At 48.1% G+C, this 19,458-nt stretch carries 16 protein-coding genes; 1 reads left to right on the top strand and 15 read right to left on the bottom strand.

The window, feature by feature from the left end:
• Positions 1 to 21: 21 nt before the first annotated feature.
• The 5 genes from H2508_RS14315 to H2508_RS14295 form a co-directional block, all read right to left on the bottom strand.
• A complete protein-coding gene (locus H2508_RS14315; RefSeq protein WP_182175257.1) occupies positions 22 to 1,020 on the bottom strand; it encodes a glycosyltransferase family 2 protein in 999 nt (332 codons plus the stop codon).
• Positions 1,021 to 1,036: 16 nt separating this feature from the next.
• On the bottom strand, positions 1,037 to 1,759 hold the full coding sequence (locus H2508_RS14310) for a sulfotransferase family protein (protein ID WP_182175254.1): 723 nt from the start codon (positions 1,757 to 1,759) through the stop codon (positions 1,037 to 1,039).
• A gap of 156 nt (positions 1,760 to 1,915) precedes the next feature.
• On the bottom strand, positions 1,916 to 3,145 hold the full coding sequence (locus tag H2508_RS14305; protein WP_182175445.1) for an AmpG family muropeptide MFS transporter: 1,230 nt from the start codon (positions 3,143 to 3,145) through the stop codon (positions 1,916 to 1,918).
• A gap of 100 nt (positions 3,146 to 3,245) precedes the next feature.
• A complete protein-coding gene (locus H2508_RS14300; protein WP_182175252.1) occupies positions 3,246 to 4,184 on the bottom strand; it encodes a sulfotransferase in 939 nt (312 codons plus the stop codon).
• Positions 4,151 to 4,849, bottom strand: a complete 699-nt coding sequence (locus tag H2508_RS14295) for a class I SAM-dependent methyltransferase (RefSeq protein WP_182175250.1) — start codon at positions 4,847 to 4,849, stop codon at positions 4,151 to 4,153. Before H2508_RS14295 ends, H2508_RS14300 begins: the two co-directional genes overlap by 34 nt.
• Positions 4,850 to 5,068: 219 nt before the next feature.
• Between H2508_RS14295 and H2508_RS14290 the strand changes: the two genes are divergently transcribed.
• Positions 5,069 to 6,139, top strand: a complete 1,071-nt coding sequence (locus tag H2508_RS14290) for a hypothetical protein (RefSeq protein ID WP_182175248.1) — start codon at positions 5,069 to 5,071, stop codon at positions 6,137 to 6,139.
• 30 nt (positions 6,140 to 6,169) lie between these two features.
• Here H2508_RS14290 and H2508_RS14285 read toward each other — a convergent pair whose 3' ends face one another.
• The 10 genes from H2508_RS14285 to H2508_RS14240 form a co-directional block, all read right to left on the bottom strand.
• Positions 6,170 to 7,204, bottom strand: coding sequence for a hypothetical protein (locus tag H2508_RS14285; RefSeq protein ID WP_182175245.1), 1,035 nt, complete (start codon positions 7,202 to 7,204; stop codon positions 6,170 to 6,172).
• Between the two features lie 38 nt (positions 7,205 to 7,242).
• Positions 7,243 to 10,752, bottom strand: coding sequence for a glycosyltransferase (locus H2508_RS14280; RefSeq protein ID WP_182175243.1), 3,510 nt, complete (start codon positions 10,750 to 10,752; stop codon positions 7,243 to 7,245).
• Between the two features lie 59 nt (positions 10,753 to 10,811).
• Positions 10,812 to 11,741, bottom strand: a complete 930-nt coding sequence (locus H2508_RS14275; RefSeq protein ID WP_182175240.1) for a glycosyltransferase family 2 protein — start codon at positions 11,739 to 11,741, stop codon at positions 10,812 to 10,814.
• Between the two features lie 7 nt (positions 11,742 to 11,748).
• Positions 11,749 to 12,660 (bottom strand): peptidylprolyl isomerase, encoded by a 912-nt coding sequence (locus tag H2508_RS14270; protein ID WP_182175237.1) that lies wholly within the window; start codon positions 12,658 to 12,660, stop codon positions 11,749 to 11,751.
• A gap of 83 nt (positions 12,661 to 12,743) precedes the next feature.
• Complete coding sequence (locus H2508_RS14265; protein ID WP_182175234.1) at positions 12,744 to 14,285, bottom strand: hypothetical protein; 1,542 nt, start codon at positions 14,283 to 14,285, stop codon at positions 12,744 to 12,746.
• 127 nt (positions 14,286 to 14,412) lie between these two features.
• The gene (locus tag H2508_RS14260) at positions 14,413 to 14,772 is read right to left on the bottom strand and encodes a hypothetical protein (RefSeq protein WP_220463798.1); all 360 of its coding nucleotides are present in this window, start codon (positions 14,770 to 14,772) and stop codon (positions 14,413 to 14,415) included.
• Positions 14,773 to 14,974: 202 nt separating this feature from the next.
• Positions 14,975 to 17,167 (bottom strand): type II secretion system secretin GspD, encoded by a 2,193-nt coding sequence (gene gspD, locus H2508_RS14255; protein WP_182175231.1) that lies wholly within the window; start codon positions 17,165 to 17,167, stop codon positions 14,975 to 14,977.
• Between the two features lie 61 nt (positions 17,168 to 17,228).
• Positions 17,229 to 17,879, bottom strand: coding sequence for a hypothetical protein (locus H2508_RS14250; RefSeq protein WP_182175228.1), 651 nt, complete (start codon positions 17,877 to 17,879; stop codon positions 17,229 to 17,231).
• The gene (gspM, locus tag H2508_RS14245; RefSeq protein ID WP_182175225.1) at positions 17,876 to 18,439 is read right to left on the bottom strand and encodes a type II secretion system protein GspM; all 564 of its coding nucleotides are present in this window, start codon (positions 18,437 to 18,439) and stop codon (positions 17,876 to 17,878) included. The genes H2508_RS14250 and gspM overlap by 4 nt, the downstream gene beginning before the upstream one ends.
• Complete coding sequence (locus H2508_RS14240) at positions 18,436 to 19,452, bottom strand: PilN domain-containing protein (RefSeq protein WP_182175222.1); 1,017 nt, start codon at positions 19,450 to 19,452, stop codon at positions 18,436 to 18,438. Before H2508_RS14240 ends, gspM begins: the two co-directional genes overlap by 4 nt.
• Positions 19,453 to 19,458 lie beyond the last annotated feature (6 nt).

Here is a 19,458-nt window from a genome sequence, read left to right as displayed (position 1 = left end):
GGCCTTTACATAGCCGCTTTATCAGCCCTCACAGGCCTTTAGTGCTGCGGGAGCCGGTGAAAGATGATTGAGCGCCACATCGGCGGAGCGTTGAATAAAGCGCAGCACATTGACCGGTAACTCACCTAGGTAGACCGGCGCCGTTACTGGACTCTCGAACTCATGTCCTCTTAGCTGCCGGTACTGGCGCTTACTCGCGTCAATATAGGCTTCTCGCTTGCTCGCCGCTTGTCCACCCGTTGTCACTCCACCATGGAACTGATGAAAAGTCCCTTCACCTAAAGCGATCACATGTAGGGTCTCGGGACACTCGCAGGCACGTTTATAAAAGTCGAGGTTAATTAAACCACCGCCGCTGAAATTGAAGCGCTCATCAAAGCCATCCAGCTCCTGCCACAGCGCTCTGGATAAACTAATGCAATTGCTCTCACTGTTGGGCAAAAAGAAACCAGGGGCGCAGGAACCACTAAAGCAAGCAATATCAAATAGCTTATACCCGTCTCCGGGCCAGACGATAGAGTCAAGCAGCTCTCTTTCGTATTCCACGCAATAACCCTCATTGACCGAGTTCTGCTGCAGATCATTGCCTAGGTGATAGCCAGGCACTGTCACCACCGCGCGCGGTGACAGCTTATGACCGCGGATCAGTTGTCTAACAACGCCCGGCGTTAACATTCTGGCGCCATCGATCATGGTGCAGATATGATCTCCGCGAGCCTGCTCTGCACCAAAGTTGATTGCGGCGGCAGGGCTGCTTTCAGCATTGCGACGTAAAAAGTAGCGGAAGTTGCCGGGTAAGTCTTGCAGAAATGCTTGGTCAAGGCAGTGCTCTGACTCATTTTCCACCACAATGACTTCGTAGTGCTGATCACTCACATCTAACTGATAATCACTGTAGAGTGAGCGCAAGGTTTTACGCGCCTGCTCGACCATGCTGTAGACAATGACCACAATACTCACTATTGGGGCATTCGCTGTTTGCGTCGGCTCTTCTTTACGATTTAATAGTTTTTTTAGCATTGAGGGCCCAATTCATTTACACGCTGACTTTACGCAGGTTTTGATACAAGCGTCGCACTCGCCATGGCAGAGTCGACAGCGACTCACCGCAGTATTGCTTTAAGCTGCGATCATAAAATGTGGCGACATGCTCCTCGCGAGTTAAACCTAACTGCGGTGTTAGGCTTGCTACTTTAGCCTGAAACTCTTGCTCACCCTCATCAAAGCACAATACAGGAAAACGCTCCTTTTTGTACAAATGCCACAGTGCCCGGTTGTAATGAAACCACAGAGCCAGAGCATGGTCTCGCGCCAATTGGCTTCGATTGGCCAGAGATTGCACCACGGCTTCTGGATGACGGAAAATCCCGACGAATTCCAGCGAAGGCAAGACTTTTCGCCAGCCGTCAATCACTAATAAAGCTCTGGGGTCTTTAAAACCAAAAACCCCTGTCATTGTTTGCTCTGCCAGAATATTGCGGGCCCATTCATAATGCTCCTGCTGCCAGCGAACTTTTCGCGGTGGCTTATCCCAAGCCCCCCCGTTCGCAGCGAGAATAGCATCATGCAGATCAACAAAGGCTTGGTTTTCTCGATTTCCTTTTTTGTTGTAGGGATTCCAAGTGTGACAATCGCCCAGCTCTAAGCCCGCATCTTGCAGCGAACCGGTCAAGCAACTGGTGCCACTGCGATGCATACCAAGTATTGCTAAGACGCGCTGAGGTGCTTGCAGTACCGGCTCAGAACCTAGCATCGACATAAGTTTGCCCTACCCGCCATGTGCCGCTGCAAGCAAAGACAAGGGTGATTCTGAATACGTAACAGCTTGTAGTGGATCATTCATAAATTATTATTTCGTTTAGCGCCCAATTAGCACTGGGTTGGTCTGCGAGTATACCCCAAGGATAGAAACAGGTTAAACGGCTCCGCTTTCACCTTCTGCGGAAGCGGAGCGCTTCCAGGGTGCCACCCACACTAGCAGCAACATACCGGGTAAGGCCAAAGCTGCACAGAGCAAGAAGAAGCTCAGCCAGCCGGTCTGCTCTACAATGACCCCGGTACTGGCATTAGCAAAAGTCCGCGGCAAAGCGGCTAGCGCAGTGAATAAAGCAAATTGGGTGGCAGCAAAAACACGACTGGTTTCCCGGGCCAAAAATGCTGTAAAGGCCGCGGTTCCCAAACCCACCCCGAGATATTCAAAGCCGATCACTGATGCCAGCAACCACAGCTCGGCTTCGCTAGCTGACAAAATTGCAAAACCAAAGATACTGACCAGTTGCACGAGCCCAAACAGCCACAAGCTACGGTTAATACCCACCCGGATCATTACGATGCCGCCTAATAAACCGCCGGCAATGGCCGGCCATAAGGCTGCGTGTTTGGCTACTAAGCCAATCTCCGTTTTAGAAAAGCCCATGTCGAGATAAAAAGGCGTGGCAAGGGCCGTGGCCATATTGTCACCGAGTTTGTACAAAAACATAAAACTCAAAACCAACAATAGCCCTGACCAGCCTCGACGATTGAGGTACTCAAAAAATGGCGCGACCACCGCCCTGCGCAGCCCCATCAGAGCAACTTTTTCGGTTTCTGGCTCCTTCACCATGACGGTCAGGCCTACGCCTACCAACATGAAGCTGCCTGTGATCCAGAACACCGAACTCCAAGGCATGATGTCGGCCAAGATCAATGACAGCGAGCCAGGCACTAAGCCAGCGATGCGATAGGCTTGTACGTGAATCGAGTTACCCAGGCCAAGCTCTTCATCGGGCAGGATTTCGCGGCGAAAAGCATCGAGCACTACATCCTGGCTAGCACTGAAAAACGCCACTGATAAGGCCACCCAGGCTACTACCGCTGTTGAGACTGCCGGCTCAAGCTGGCCTAAGAAGCCAATAGATAGCAGCAAAGCGAGCTGACATAGCAACATCCACCCACGGCGCCGACCCAATCGCCCCAACAAGGGCGGCGACCAGCGATCCATAAAGGGCGCCCACAGGAACTTCCAAGTATAAGGAATGCCAACTAGGGCAAATAAGCCTATCTCAACAAGAGAAACGCCTTCGTCGCGCAACCAAGCCGGAACCAACTGCAGCAGCACATACAAAGGCATACCAGAGGCAAAGCCAATAAATATGCAAGCCAGCATACGCCAGTTGAGGATGGCAGAGCGCCAGTGGATATGGTTTTGGCTCAAGGTCTACGCACCCGGAACCGTAGTATAAAAAGCAAGCTAGGAATATAAATCACTATACCTGCACATCGAATCCAGCCGCTCTCACAAAATCAATATCAGCTGAATCAAACTGCGAACAATCTTGTTTTGCGTGCCGCCCTCGACTCGCCGGCTTCACTATTGAGTCAGCGAGAGAGCTCAATACACCTGAATCAACATCTAACTCTAAAAACTGCTTAAGGCGGGCCAATTCAGAAGCCGGCTGATCACATAGCGCATCAAAATTCAGGATATGAAGTCGATCACCCAACAAAGCCTTGTCTCCTAAAACCCTTTTAAAAGCAGCGACCCAATACCGCAAGGAGTTCCTAGGCGTAACACTAAAATCTCCCTCTAGCAAAAGATCCCCCCAAAAGTATCGAAGCTGGTTTTGATTAGCACTAAATGCCATGTCTAAACCATTGCGTGCAACATAGATATACTTCATATTTGGAAAGTACTGATTAAGCATAGGCAGCATGACATGACTATTAGGCTGCTTCCAACCCCACGGAGTCTCCAAAGACAAATCCTTTTCTGACTCTGATGGAAGCAAGCTCAGAATCGACTCTAGCGCCTCATTTAACATGGCCTTATTTAGGGCTGGTCCTCGATCAAATTCTGCAGCCTCACTCAACATTGACAACAGCTCAGCCGGCACAGCTTCGTTATGTCGCATTAAACGAGAAAACATCCAGCATAAAGCAGAAATCTCAGCGCGTGGTTTCAGCAAAATACTGCGCCGCACGAATAGCAAGCTAAACCACATGTTATCCAGCGCATCATTCATCAAGCCTGGCAGTTCCACCCCAAAGCCAGGCAGCAGACTAGCGACCAGTCTCGTTCCGCTACCTCCTACACCACCAATAACAATCGGCGCTGTATCTTCAGCCATTACACGATACTGCTTCAAATAAACTAAGTCAGAAAAGCGCTCCGTCATGGTTGTGCACGGCTTCCAAAGTGGTTCCAAGAAGGCGAGCCTCCATTGAGCACTCCCGGATCAAACTCGGGTTTATAAAAAGCACACCACGTTTGTCGAGGGTGGTACCAATCTAATACTTGGGTTTGTAAGCCATTTTCCTCCGCCCACCGCGATATCGTTTCAATCCGGTACTCAACACACTCTGGATAAATCCAACCTGAGTCACGGCAGTCTTCAGCACCTTCAATAATTGTCGCGAAAAGTACCCCACTTTCTGATAAGGCATCAGCAGTTTCTACAAGCCACTGGAGCAATAAGTCGGCACCTGTATGGCTAAAAATAGATTGAGCAACTGCAAAGTCAAACTCACGCTTGCCTTCCCACCCGCTAAGACTGCTGCCATAAACAAAGGAAGGAGACCTATTCTTCACAAGCGAGTCTCCAACCTCATAACGCAAGCCCTCTTCGACTAGCCACTTGTTGGGTTCAAGACCTACGTAATTACCCTGATTCAAATATGGAATAAAGAGCCGCCCTAAACGAAGCGAGCCACAACCAATATCTAATAAGCGATGATGCTGCCGCAAACCACATGCTGTGAGAAGGCCAAAGGCCATTGCACTAACTAAATCATAGTCCACAGATGGCCCTACGAAAGCGCGATAATGGTGGTCACCTGGATGTCTGTTTAATCCCAAAATATCTTCGGACATAGGGCCTCACAGTAAACAACTGTCATGAGATGAAATCGATTCGAGCTATGCTAAAAGTTATACCGCATAGCTATGCAGGTGGGCAACAATAGAGAGGGCGCCTATTATAGTCAACAACAGCCGCAACTGAAACTACAAGACTAAGGTACGCTATCTTAATGCGCTGAAATACCTCCTAGGGTATAATTCGAACCTTTTGTGATGGAATATCTACTTTAAATGGCAAAAGAATTAACAATCCATATTGGCATGGGCAAAACAGGAACAACTGCCCTGCAAAACTTTTTTTGGGCAAATAGACGCCCCTTATCGAAGCTTGGAATTTTGTATCCTAAGACTGGCATCATGTCAGATGCACACCACCTTCTATCGCCTCATATTCCCAAGTTTTTACTTGGCCAATGGGATTTCCAAACGCCTGACCAATGGGCGCCCAAACTGAGCCAATGCAAAGAAGATAAAATACTTATCTCATCAGAATTGATCGCTTGGGCCACCCCAGAAGCTATTAGTGCTTTTTGCACAGAAGTTAAAAAACACTTCGATATTAGAATATTAGTTTATCTACGACGCCAAGATGACATTATCATGGCCACCTATAATCAACAGGTTAAAGCTGGCGCACAAAAACGGGATTTACACCATATACTCGACAACCTAATTGTCCGGTTCAATTATCTAGACAAGATTCAACCTTGGGCGGACGCTTTAGGAGCAGACAAAATCTTAGTTCGAGCCTATGAAAAAACTCAATTCCACAACGGTGATATTCGCAGCGACCTACTTTACCATGCCTACGGTGTCGAGCCGGGTCGAACATTTAGCTATAACCATGCGGACGCCAATCCACGCCTCTCCAACAGCACAATGGAATATAAACGCTTAATCAATGTGCTGGAAGATAATCGTGAACAAACAGTTTTATTTAACGCCCCATTAGCTGAGTACGCAAAAAAATTTCCCCGCCCCCAAAGAGATATTCTTTCCCCAAATGATCGAATAAAGATCCTCGATCACGCTACTGTAGTCAATGAATCAATTGCAATAAACTATATGGGACGCCCGAGTGGGATATTATTTGATGCTCCTTTACCAAACCCAGATGACCCATGGGATAGCAACCCCTTACCCCATAGTGAAGGTGTTGCAATATCAAAGTTTTTACAACAAAAATACCCGAAGCTTTTCCAACGACTACAAAGCTTTATACAAAGAGAGCGCGACTCTATTAAGCCCTTTCATAAACAAACAGCAAACCAACTTGGGCGCTTTACAGATGAATTAAGCTAAACGGGCGGGCGTGGTGGAGAATAAGTAAAACTAGGCTCGCCTTAACCTTCCTAAGTCATTCAGTTTAAGAGCGAGAGCATCGATGCTTTGCTCGCTCCATTGACGGCTTAGAGGATTAGGCCGCAATGACTTTAATTCACGTAAAATAAGACCATAATTTGAGTAAAGCCAAGCCAACTCAGGCTCCACCTGACTTCTCAACTGACGATATACCCATTCAGGCGCTTGATATTTTTTCCCAGGTATCGAAATAAACTCTAGTACATCTTCTGGCGATCTGGACGGATTAACACTGCCATTTACAAACAGTGGCCTTTGTCGATTAAGCGCACTTAAAAGTAAGGCTCCCTCCTGACTCATGCTTGTATTGACCACCTCTCCATCCAAGACCTCATCCATCCCGCTCAAAGATAAGCCAATCTGACGAAAAAACTCGGCAACTAAACCTCCTCTGCTCTCTATGGCATCGGCATAGTCATACAATAAAAAACTACTGCGACCAAAAACACTTTCCAAGTCTGTAAGCACCGTCCTATAAGAATAGTGCGGCGGATCACGATACAGGTTCTCCAAGATCGCACCAGTCTTCAAGCGTTGCTGAATTTCACTAGAGAGCGCGTCGATGGGATTTCTTAAACAAGCTACTACTCTAACGTCGCTTGTAAAAGTGTATAACCAATCAGCCAAGCGCTGCATACGACCTCGGCTATAGTGACCTACTCCCTCAGCAGATAGAAGCAATTTTGTGGCACTGGTGGCAAGAAACCCTTGCTCAAACTGCCGCAAAACATCTTCATTTGCTTTGCTAATTGCGTCGTACGAGCCTAATCCATACAGCTGATTTGGACGCTGAAGCTCGGGTTTTGATCCAAAAAGTGAGCTCAGAAATAGCGTATGATTGCCATTAAACGGCCTTGGATCCCCGTCAATTAATGGAAAATGAATGCCATGCACATCAAGCAACTGATCGTGCTGGCCTACGGCTGCTCTTTGAATTGAGCTACTACCAGTTTTCCCAAGGCCCACGTGCAAGTATATACGTTCAAATATTTTGGTAGGCCCCATTATTCAGTCTCCTAAAAACGATCGCCCCTTTACCACTCTCACTCTGCTAGTGCAGCACGATAGGTCTCATCATGTTTGGCCGCAAGAATCACAGGATCAAACTTATTCGCTGCAATTGGTACCCTGCGGACAAGACCTTCATAAATTTCGGATTGCTCGCTTACTTCAGCTATAGCTTGCGCCATAGCTTCGATATCTAAATCGTCTCCATCAAGCTCCAACAGTACACCGGCCAATCCTTCCTGGCTTTCGAGCATATATGATATTTCACCTATATTTGTCGCCATCATAGGGCGCCCCACCTGCAGACACTCAATTATGACTAGGGGAAAACTCTCCCCTTTAAAACGCGAGGGCAAAAACCCAAGATCAGCAACAGCGAAATATCCGCGCACATTACTCTGAAAACCCTCTAAATGAACGAACGCAGGCAGCTTCTCGCTCTTAAGTCTCTCATATTCTGGGCCATCCCCAACAAGAACTAAGTGAATGTCATTACCTGAAAGCTCCCTAGCAAGAGCCACCGCTTGAATCCCCTCTGCCCAGCCTTTTTCTTCCATTCCACGACTGACTAGTGTCAAAATAAAGGCACTATCAGGGATCTGAAGCGCTCCTCGAGTTACAGGCACATAAGCTTCATGTTCGAGTGCATTATCAATTCGCTGAAGCCTTGCCTGTTGTCTAAGACCTAAACTATCAATAGCACCTAAATTCTTTTCAGCTACATAAATTAGCCGTGCCGTGCGCTTTACCAATCGAGGCAAAATTCCTTTGAGATCTACCTCATTAATCGTTTCATACATACCATGCAATGTAACAACCGTCTTACAGAAAGACTTTTCAGGTAACACATCTAAGACCGTGCTATCCACCCAGGCATGGTGCGAGTGAATAATATCGATATTAAAATCCTGCACGATCCGTTCAATTTGTGAGTAATCTGATACCACAGGGATATCGGGCCTCAAACGCTTCCGCACCCCTTCATTACGCTCTTCCTGAGCACAATCCAAATATGTAACATTGTATCCTTGAGCTTTCATCAGGTTGGCCAAACTCACCGGAAAAGTTTCCCCTCCACCCGCACAGAAAGCATAAGAAGCCATTAGCAAGTTGGGAGAACGCGAACCAACTCTCTTTCGAATATCATTTAAGCTAAAACAAATGTCTAAGCCCTCTACCGGATCATTTGGACGGGTCTGCCTCCAATGTATGATCAAATTTTCACGAAGTTGCTCCAGAGCATTTTTATCGAGACCAAAATATTTTATCAGGGTTTCTGCCACCAGCTCGTGCTCTCGGTAAAAAGCATCATCTGCGTAAGCTGATACCGAAGTGTTTTGACCATGAATACGATAGTAGTTACAAGCAACCGGTGAATATGCCAACATCCCTCCACGCAGTAAGTGCAAATATAGAACCCAGTCACCACATATACGCATTGTCTCCCATTTCGGATCGTGCATAATCTCTAAACTGCGTGGGTTGCGAAAAATTGCGGAACTCACGTTTGGGATTATGTTTTTCTGTGCGAAAGCTTCCCGAACAATATTTGCGCCCGTAGTAAGTATTTCGCTATTCCACCGCTCCGGGTCTATATCGTGTAAATACTCATTAATCGACCAAATTTGCTCATCTCCATCGCCATCCATGAACACGGTACGAGCATAAGCCAGCTGCACTGCTTCATTCTCAAAATACGGTACAAGTGACTCGAGAAAATTATCACTACACCAGTCATCGCTTTCCGCAATCCATACTATATCGCTATTGGCTGCTTCTAAACCACGCTGCCATTGGTGAAACACCCCACCAGAGTTTTTTTCATTACAAATCAGGCGAGTATTTGAAGAATAACGCCGTTGATAGTCCTCAAGAATAGAAACACTGTCATCCGTAGAGGCATCGTCCAATAAAATCACTTCTATATTGGGGTAGCTCTGGGAGTAAATTGAATCTAAACGCAGCGTCAGGAACTCAGCGTGATTATAATTTGGGACGATAACGCTAATAAGCGGAGCATAAGCTTCATTTGTCTCATACTGCTGATATAAGAGGGGTTCAAGTAGGTTTCCGCTGACCCGGTTAAATCTTTCGCTGGACTGTGAACTCTTATCTAACAAGCGGCCAATACCCCGGAATACCGGACGTAGTAAGCGTCGCAAATTCCAAGCCAGCGACGGATGACGAATACTTAGCCGATGATAATTCTGTATGGCGCGCAGACGAAATTGCCTCCAGGCACCCCCAGCTGAGTCCTGTAATTGCAACTGCCAGGATCTCAAGCACCGAAGTGGTTGGGTTATACGCCAAGATAGCGATTTCTGTATATCTCTGATGGTGGATTCCAGTGTGCTGCGCTCACGCATTAAGTGTGCGCAATCTGCCTCAAGCCTTGTATTTTCTTCGCTGCTGCGCCGCAACAAGCTCAAAATATTCTGATGATCACTTTCTATATTTTCGTATGCTGTCTTTAGATCTGTATGCTGTTGGTTTAATTCGCTTAGACCTCCCTCTAAGGCCTTCACTTCAGCTCTTAGCGGCTGTACCACTGATGCGAACTCATCCCGCTGCCGGGTCAGTGATTCAAGCTCATCGGACTTAATTAATTGCGCAAGCCTCGACTCTCTACAGCCAATACTCAGTCGCGACAGCGCAGGCACTGCAATATCTGCCAACCTCTCACTGGTATCAGAACGTCTATAAATATTTAAAGCCGACTCGACCCCTTGCGCACTTTGAGACTCCCACAATGGCTGCAGCTCAGTGAAAAATTCAAATAGCTGCGGCAACTCTTTGTCGAGCCTCTGTACACCATCGTCACTTCGTTCGCTGCGGTAGAGCTTGCCATCGACAAATTCCTGCGCAAACTCTCGTGCTGTCTCAGGAAAAAACTCCAACTCAGTAAACTCTGCGATGGCCCGTAAGCACTCTTCCGGTCGATCCATAAGCTGACGGTAATTCAAGTAGAAAGTAGGCAATGACCTTGCTGAATGCAGGGCTTGTGCAGTCAGCGACAACCACAGGGCTGCACCCTCGGCGAGTTGATGTCCCACCTCATAATATGCAGGATTTTTGCGTGCGCGCTGCTGCTGTGACAGAGCAACCTCTACAGGGTCACGAAGTACATGCACATAGCGCAGCTGACTAGCTGCAAAACCAGCCTGCTGAAAGAGTGGATGCCAAAAGTCCAGCAGCTGACAGAGTCGCGGATCTTTTATTGCACATAACTTCTTATTACCAAATAGCTGGCGGATCAGTTCCACCCCTGCTTTGCGCCAGGGTGTTATGCTCACAGGCGATTGAGCCGCTAGTGCTTCACTACCATTAAAAATTGGGTTATCCCAAACACCACCAAGGTGAGCCAATAATGCATCATTGAACTCTACAAAATCAGGATGTTCAAAGAAACCTTTACTGTTTTCCTCATTGCGATAATCATCAGGCAAACATAGATTCGCTCCCAAGTACTGCATAGCTGCAGCACAAAGTGAAGTGCCCGACCGATGGGCACCAAGAACAACCACTAGCTTTTTTTGATCCTTCATCTATCAAATTCTTCGTTAATATGAAGTGAGTTTTTGATTCTGGTATTATGCCCAATGTCTTATAGCCTTTTTAGTATAATTGCTAGGATCAAGCCACAGCGGCCCGAAAAAGTTTGGGCATAAATCCCTAAACGAATCATTGCTGCTATTCGGCTAAAAAAGGGCAAGTTGCGGGCATCAGAAAACTGCTCAAGTAAACGACGGTTATTTTTCTCAAGCAGAGGCAAAGCGGCTTGCAAAGCGTTTAAGTGTTGATCACTCCAGCGCCTATTGCGCCCTAAAAGCGCTAAATAATAGCGTTTGATGCGGGTAATAAAACCACTATTATCCCCTATTTGATTATCGTCATGCTGCCGATAACTCAAACTAGGTTTTGAATCGAAGATGACTGCGCCTCCAGCTCCGGAAACAAGCAAATACACCCACCAATCATGAGCAGGCACATCCACAACGCCTAAGGCTCGCACTAGACTGCAAGCCTCTGCATTAAGAAGCATGGTATTACCTGCAGCGATGTTATGCACTAAAGCATTGGCAAAGCCGGGTTGACGATTGAAAGCCGGAGATAGGCCTATTAGACGCCCCTGAGAGTCAATGCTACGTGTTCTCGAACAATACAGTGCTGGTATACCTTGTGGAAGCTTTTCAAGCTCCGCCACAGCTCTGCTCAGCTTGTCGGTGTCCCAAATATCATCCTGATCTGAAAAAGCGTAATAATCAGCTTCTATTTCTTCTGCACAAATAAGGCTAAGGAAATTAGCAACAAAACCTAGACTAGGGCCTGCACGACACTGTACACGCGTATTTCCAAAACCGTCTTGCCATTTCTCAAGCAATTTAAGTGTGACATCAGTCGAGCCATCATCTGATGCATAAAGATACCAATTAGAGTACGACTGATTTGCAATAGATTCTAATTGCTGGAATAAAAAAGGCGCGCCATTATAAGTCGCGAGCAAAATCGCTACTGATGGCTGCGCCTTTATCACTTTTTTATTAATCGAGGCCAGGGTACTTGTTGAGAATTTTTTCCAGCTCAGGTTCGTTTATATAGGCTTCATCAGTAATTTGAAACGTACTGATGTAGTCTTTTATTGCAAGTTTTTTATACTCATTCTCAAGTTCCGCAATAATCCCTTCTCTTACATCTTCAAATGGCTTAAATCCCTCTTCTTTAATACCATCCAGCCGAATGATATGAACACCAAACTCAGTCTGCACCAGATCCGAATATCCGCCAATCTCCTTTATTTCAAAGAGGCCACCAGTATAAGGTGGAGAAACACCAGGCTGGCCCAAAGAAACCCATCGGTCGAATTTTCCGCCTTTATTCTTGCTCCCAGGATCTTCTGAGTACTCAACAACAAGTTCTTCAAAACTCGCGCCAGAACGCAGCTGATCTAATACTTCTGCAGCTTTGCTCAACACACCATCCCTCGGTAAGCCAGGTGGCGAAGAAAACAATATATGAGAAGAAATACGCGTTTCAGGGATTTTTGCATATTTTTCTTTCTGCGTGGTGTAACGCTCTTTAGCAAGCTGATCCATCTCAGGTATATTCAATTGCGCCACAAATTTCTCAAGCACAAAGTTACGCTTTAGCGTTTGTAAACGAACCATGTAATCCCAGTACAACTCACCGTCTTTTTCGGGGTTGATTTTATCAGCTTCCTTTGACAACTTTTTATTACTCAAACTCATATTCAGGAGCTCTAAACGATCTCCTTTATCACGCTGAGCAGAGTCTCTCATTTGCCTAGTCCACTTACTGACTAAATAATCTAATTCTGCTGCAGTTATTGCAGTACCTTGATCTCGAACCACCTCAATACTGGCCAATCCATTGCCTGAAAACGTCAAAGCGACCACAAAAAATAACAGGAAAAACTGTTGCTTAATATCTGACATTTCGCTACCAAATTTATATTGTAGATACAAAAAAACCGACACCATCAAAGGTGTCGGTTTTTAGTTTTAGCTAATGGCTGTAATTACTCAGCACTTACAACATAGCTGTGCTCTACGATACGGCCATAGTTAGCTTCAGGCAATGTATCGAAGTTACGCTGCCAAGCAACAAAGCCTACCATTGGAACCGGAGACTCTGTTACTTCACAAAGAACACCATCACTTGTAAAGTCACAAATTGCCTGCTCTTTATCAGCAGATTGAGTGACAGTTAGGTTTGACCAGCCAAATACTGCACCTTCAGGCTTGGGCACCTTGATAGCCTTGGCAGTGCCTAGAACCGGGCTGTTACCCCACTCGATGACGTTCACTTCTTGGTCGAGAGATACCACATGTTCAGGATCTGGTATGGCAGGAGATACCACCAGCTCACCTGGCTCTACCACTTTGCTTCGCTCTTCCCGGTCATAGACTGTGAAGTCAGCTTTCAAAGGAATATCACGGAAGTCACATGTGCGATCCTCTGGATCAGTTGCCTTATGGTTAGCAACTAGGCCCGGATTACACAGCTCGTCTTCGTCAATCAAAGAGTTCAGGTACTGTGGAAGATCAAGCATCAGATACTGACCTGGCACAGTGACAACCCAGTCCGTATCAACACTGAAGGCACCACTATCGTTAGCTGACCAATCGTTGATAACCTGTTCTGCACCAATTGCTGTACGCACACCTTCATACAAGCCACGTGAAGCAGCATTGGCTGTGCCACCCATAAACGACAAAGGCGCACCACCGTTCAGGTCTGGATGGTCAAAACCTTGCAGGTCACCAGCAAACACACCTTGCTCTTGGTTAGTCATGGATGCACCATCCATGTGACCAGAGAAGTGCACGGCGTTGTTTCCGAACTCAAGACCAGTCTCATCGGACTTAATAAAGTAAGAAACTTTTAATGAGTCTGGAGCTTCGTTGTACTCGTTAAGAACCAGCGTATCGCTATCAACTTTCGATCGCTGAGCTGTCAACGCGGAGTTAATAACACCACGTTTTTTAGGCGTAAAGCCAGTCTTGGTGGCAGTGGGATCATATTCAGTCACGTAGAAGTTATCGCGAACTAGCGTACAGTTAGCTGGAACACCGTCTGAATCGTGCAAAGCAGCTTTAGCAATAGGCTCATCTTCACTAACTGGCGAACCCATTGAAATAATTTCTACATAACCTTCTTCTGCGCCATCACGATAGATACCAGGCATTTTAAAGCCACCCGCCGGCATCGCTGGAGCAGTACAGCTATTGTCATTGGAGACAAACACAATATCATCGCCTTTAGCTGCGATAGTACCGGTGTATACGTCTTCTGGCGACAGCACAACACTAAAGTCAAGTGCATCCATAGAGTCTACAGCTCGACGCAGACGAACTTTAATCACCTGTGTGCGATCAGAAGTATTAACAATTGACATACCAGTGGCGTAGCCATCGTTAACAGTGTAATAGGGGATCAGGGCCAAGTCACCAAGTGACGAGTTACCCGCCAACTCTGTAGCCTGAGCCGCACCTACATAGCCTACAGTTGCAGCGGCTACTGCAGCAGCAAGACCCAGTGGTTTAAAAGTGTTATTCATAAAGGAGACTCCTAAGTTAGTCTTTGTACAACATAATTTCTTCACGTTGCTAGCGCTATTATTACCAGCTGAGGCCAGCTGTCAACCGAACAACCCACTCAAAATTGCCAGTTTTTACTAGCAATTATTAATAGTTTGCACTGTACCACCACTCGCCATCCACGAAAACCCATCTTTCGCGTAGCTCGCGGGGTATAGCACCCACTGCTTGAGAAGCTGCAGAGGTTAGTTTAGTTGGATGGGACATGACCCCAACAACCACACTCGCCACAACTGCTTCGTCATCATAGTTAAGCACGTCCACGCCTGTCAACTCCCAACGCACGGCGTATGAGAACTTTTTAAGGTATAAATTCTTAGGAAATGCCTTTCGAAAAGCTGGCGAGGTGTACTCCCAACTTGTCGCGTAATCCCCTTGCTCTAATGCTCGCCAGCGCTCAGTCACTCGCTCCAGCAGGGCTTGGCGCTGCTCTTCGTCAAATACCACGGGCTTATTAGACGGCCCTGCGCACGCTGTTAACGCAGCAGTAAGCACTATTAAGTACAGTATTTTTCCCAGTTTCACATTCAATTTATATAACATATTACCCCAAATAGCCTAGTTAGGTCGGCGCGATTATACGATGGCAAAGCTACAACTCAAGTAGACTACGCACTCATTTAATTATTTACTCTATCTTTCGGCCGTACTAATCGGACACGTAATTAATTAGATCCATATTGCGCATTCGCGAGCGCATCTCTTTACTAATATCCCTTAGCTCGCTTTCATTGGAAATCACCCGCGGGGTAATAATCACAATTAACTCGGTACGGTTGTTGCTGCTCGACTTAGCACCAAACAAAGCACCGAGTACGGGGATCTTGTGCAAGAAAGGCACACCCGAGTCACCTGCTGAGGCATTTTCTCGAATCAAGCCACCGAGCACCACTGACTCATCTGAACGCACCGCTACGCGAGTCATAATATTGCGCTCTAAAAATGAGCGCTGCTCTGTTGCGGGGTCAACCGTGCCCACATCTGTGACTGACTGCGCCACATCCATCGTCACTAAGCGCCCCGCATTCACTGAGGGGCGCACAGTCAGCTTTACACCGGTATCGCGGTAGTTGACGCTTTGCAGGGTCGTACCGCCTTCAGAAATGGTGGTGGCAGACTTAACTGGCACCTGGTCACCTACATGAATGTAGGCTTCGTGGTTATCCAGCACCATTACCGAAGGTGTTGATATCACGTTGATTAAGGAATCCGAAGACAGAGCGTTGAGTACCGCAGAGAAATTATCGGCAGCGCTGGTGACCGCGTAAGAGAAACCGGGCGCAAGCGCACCAATCCCTTGGCCACCCGTATCAAGCATACCGGCGCCAGTATAATCCCCACCCAGGCCTTCTTTAAAGCTCCATTCGAGACCATATTTGAGCTCATCGGTAAGCGTGACCTCTAATATAGAAGCCTCAATCACCACTTGAGTTGCCACCGCGTCCAGCTGCTGCAAGGCAGTTTCGATAATTTTATACTCTTTACCCGTGGCGTAGATCATTAATGAGTTGTTCTCATCATCCGCGACGATTCGCACGTCGGAGATAACATCATCGTCGTCGCCAAGGCCCACGCTGGCGCTGGATATGCCCCCGCCACTACTTCCTTTATTAGAAAAGCTCGTCGTCATGTTGGAGCTACTACCAGAAGAAGAGGAAGATGAGGAGCCAATTGACTCACTACTCAAACCAGGCGCCACTGCGTCTTGGCCACCAAAGCCAGTGGATGTTTGGCTGCTACTGCCAGACTTACTGCCACTACCGCTATAGATTTTAGTGAGCAGGTCCGCCAGGCGCTTAGCCGTTGTGTTTTGAACCGGATAAACATAGAGGCGGCGCTCAAAGTTAGCTGCCGGTTCTGCGTCCAGACGCTCAATCCAAGTACTGACAGTTTTTAAATAATGGGCGCGCGGTGTGACCACCATCAAGCTATTCAAGCGCTTAATCGGGATGATGCGCACCAATTGACCAAAGTCACCGGCCTGGCCATTTTTGCCACTCTGGTCGAGCATCGACATTAAGACTTTAGCAGTGGACTCCACTCCGCTGTGCTCGAGTGGGAACAGCCCGACAGACATGCCCTCCAGCACATCCATATCAAAAGTTTTAACCATCTCGAGCCAGCCATCTAACTGCGCTTGAGTGCCTGCAAGGATCAACAGATTGCGAGTATTATCGACCCGCAGCAAAGAAGACTCTTCAACTACCGGCCTTAAAATCTCGGCCATATTGCTAGCGCTAATGTACTGCAGCGGCACTACTATGGTGCTGTACCCAACACCGCCTTCACCTGCAGCAGACAAATCGGGACGCAAATTACGTGCACGATCAGCCCCTGTAATCAGGTAGCGCCCATCACTGCCGCGCACCATCAGTACGTTGTTGGCTTTTAGCAGCGATTCCACCACCTCCATCAACTGATCGCGTGGGATAGGGGTGCGAGTGCGCAGCGTGACCTTGCCCTTGATTGGTCGGTCGACAATATAATCGAGCGCCAAAATATCGCCCAACACAGCATGCACCACCTCCGCCAAGGGGGCATCCTCAAAGTTTAAGCTGACATCTTTACCAACTAAGCGCACCGGCTCTTCAGCAGCGGGCATTCTGATTTGTCGGTCTGTGCCGCGATAAATCACTGGCTGCACGCGATCCAGCTTCTCAGCAGAATCTGCCAATTCGGCAGCGCTCTTACTGAGCTGCTTACTTTGTTGGCTGAGCTCTTGTGCCCTCTGCTCTGTGGCAGCACTTTGAACTACAGGCTCCTTTTGAGCGGGAGACATGGAGGCACAACTGCTCAGCAGCAGGCTCAGCGTAATGACAGTAACAGGCCACCTCAGCAGCATAGGTCTTCCTTAAACTTGTCTTGAATAATCTCAGGCATTGAAGCCCATCGGATAAAATAAATCACTGCCCACCAAGACTCAGTGTTTGCGGCTCCCGCTGAGGTCTCAGCGTATCAGCCTCAGGCTCGGCAGTTTCTGCCTCTTGACGCGCGTCGACCTCTAACACTGTACCGGTGACAGGCAGGCGCTCTAGTGCCAAGATTTCGCGCCGTGCGCCGTTCACAAGAGTGACTTCTTTCGGGCTCACTTCTCGTAGGGTCCAGCCAGATAAGTCACCGCCTTGCAGTACTCTCTGGCGCTTACCCTTAACCAGCGCAATAACGCCCGCATTGTCGCCACTGCCAAACACGCCCAGCAATTTAACGCCTTTTAGCTCGGCCGCCGCCTTTTTTTCCTCTTGGGGCGCTTTCACTTCTGGCGGTGGTGCCTCATAGGGGCGCCGAGACTGCCAAAACATCGGCCTAGCGCGCAGCTCTGCACTTTGCTCTTGGCTAATCCCCTGCAAGCCACTCAAGGCCCCCACTGCCAGTGAATCCTCAGCGGGCAGTATTGGCTCGACACTCGGCGTGGTAAAAGCCTTCAACATCAGCACTATAACCTGCACAACAAGCACGGCAATAAATGCCAAAGTTAATAGCTCCACGCGACGCTCACTGCGCAGCGGTTCGCTAGTAATCCGGTAACGCTGTCGCAGCGGGGCGAACCAAGTCATAGCGACTGCCTTAAGCTGAAAACTTGCATCGATACTGATATTTTTTGAGGCGAGCCTTTATCCCCTGAGCGAACTGACTGGGGCTTAACATTAAGCACCTCCACCATGACTAAGGGCCGCAAAGCCGCAATATCACTCAGAGCTAAATCAAGAGCTGCTAGCTCACCGGTTGCGGCGAGGCTAACCGAGATGCGGTCAAAACCTTGATCCTCAATCACCGACAAGATTTGGCTATTGATCACCTTCATCTCGGCATCGCTTAATATTTCTCGCACCAACTTCTGCAGCGAAGCTGAAACCGCAGCGCGGTCGTCGCTGCCGGGATAAACCAAGCTGGCCACTTCGCTATCAATGCGCTGGGTGGAGTCAGCCAGTACATCTTGACGCTCAATCAAGCCCTGCATACGAGCGATGCGCGGCGCAAGCTGATCTATTTGCGCCTCGTAACTTGCGCGCATACCCAATACGCTAAAGACAAGGTAGAAAAATAAACCTAGTGGCAATAGCAGCGTGGCCACAAGCAGGGCCGAATAAAGTCGCTTGTCGCGCAACCAGCTCATGAATCAGCCCCTGCTTTAAGCTGGATATTAAGAGAGAACTGCTGCAGCCCGGTATTGCCCACGGCGGTAATTGCCTGAGGGGAATTGACCTCGGCGTAGCCAGGCGCTGAGGTCAGCTTCTGAACTACTGAGGCCGCATCAATAGCTCGCCCCCTAATGCGCAGACCTTCGCCCTGCTGCAAATACTGGACGATATAGGCATCGTCCCCCAGTAAATGAGTGAGCTTGGCCAGCTCTACGTGAGGGCTTGGATAAGTAGCTGAAATTTCATTCACTACTCGAATAGTTTCGTTGGCATCGAGTAAGGCCGCGCGCATATTGGCAGCATCACGAGCTTGCGCACTGACGCTTTCATTAAGGGCATTGTAATAGCGCATCTCGATATAGCTGCTGCCTGCCGCTAGGGAAAGCATGCCCAATAGTGCAAGCGCACACAGCCCCAGCAGAGCGCTAATACGCAATAAGCGGCGTTTATAACGCTGCAAACGCTTAGTCTCACCAAAGCCCTGAATCACTATAGGCTCACCTTCGCTGCGGGCCCAGAGCTCGCGAGCTTGCAGATCGTGAATATCGTAGACTCGGCCGATATAACGCATGCTTGCACTCAGTGAAACAATGGCCAACTGCAGATGAATGTGTTGTTCATCTCGGCCTATGCGAGTCCAACCATAGCCTGTGTCATCAGCAAGAAAAGGGCTACTGGAACTGACTTCCAAGGCGACTACCGCAGCGAGCTCTGCTTCCGCAGCCACTGGAACCCGCAAGCGCTTAAATAAAACCAAATCATCGGGCAACAGCAGAGCTTGGCAATCAGTGGCTGTTGGCTGCACTGACCTTCCGGCCTGATAGTATTCACTCCCAGACTCACTTTCGAGCAGCACAACTTCGTCGAGGCGAGGCCGCAGAGGCGACTGGTCACCCCACAGAAACTCGGCCCAGGCCTGCTGCCAATAGCGGCCTAGGTTTCTCATATCAAAGCCAAATAGCTGCCATTGCTGGCTAGCATCGAGCATGCTTGC

Origin of the sequence: Sediminihaliea albiluteola (assembly GCF_014077625.1) — a bacterium.
Lineage (GTDB): Bacteria > Pseudomonadota > Gammaproteobacteria > Pseudomonadales > Halieaceae > Sediminihaliea > Sediminihaliea albiluteola.
The sequence above is the reverse complement of the archived record's forward strand: the minus strand, read 5'-3'. Positions and strand labels throughout refer to the sequence as shown.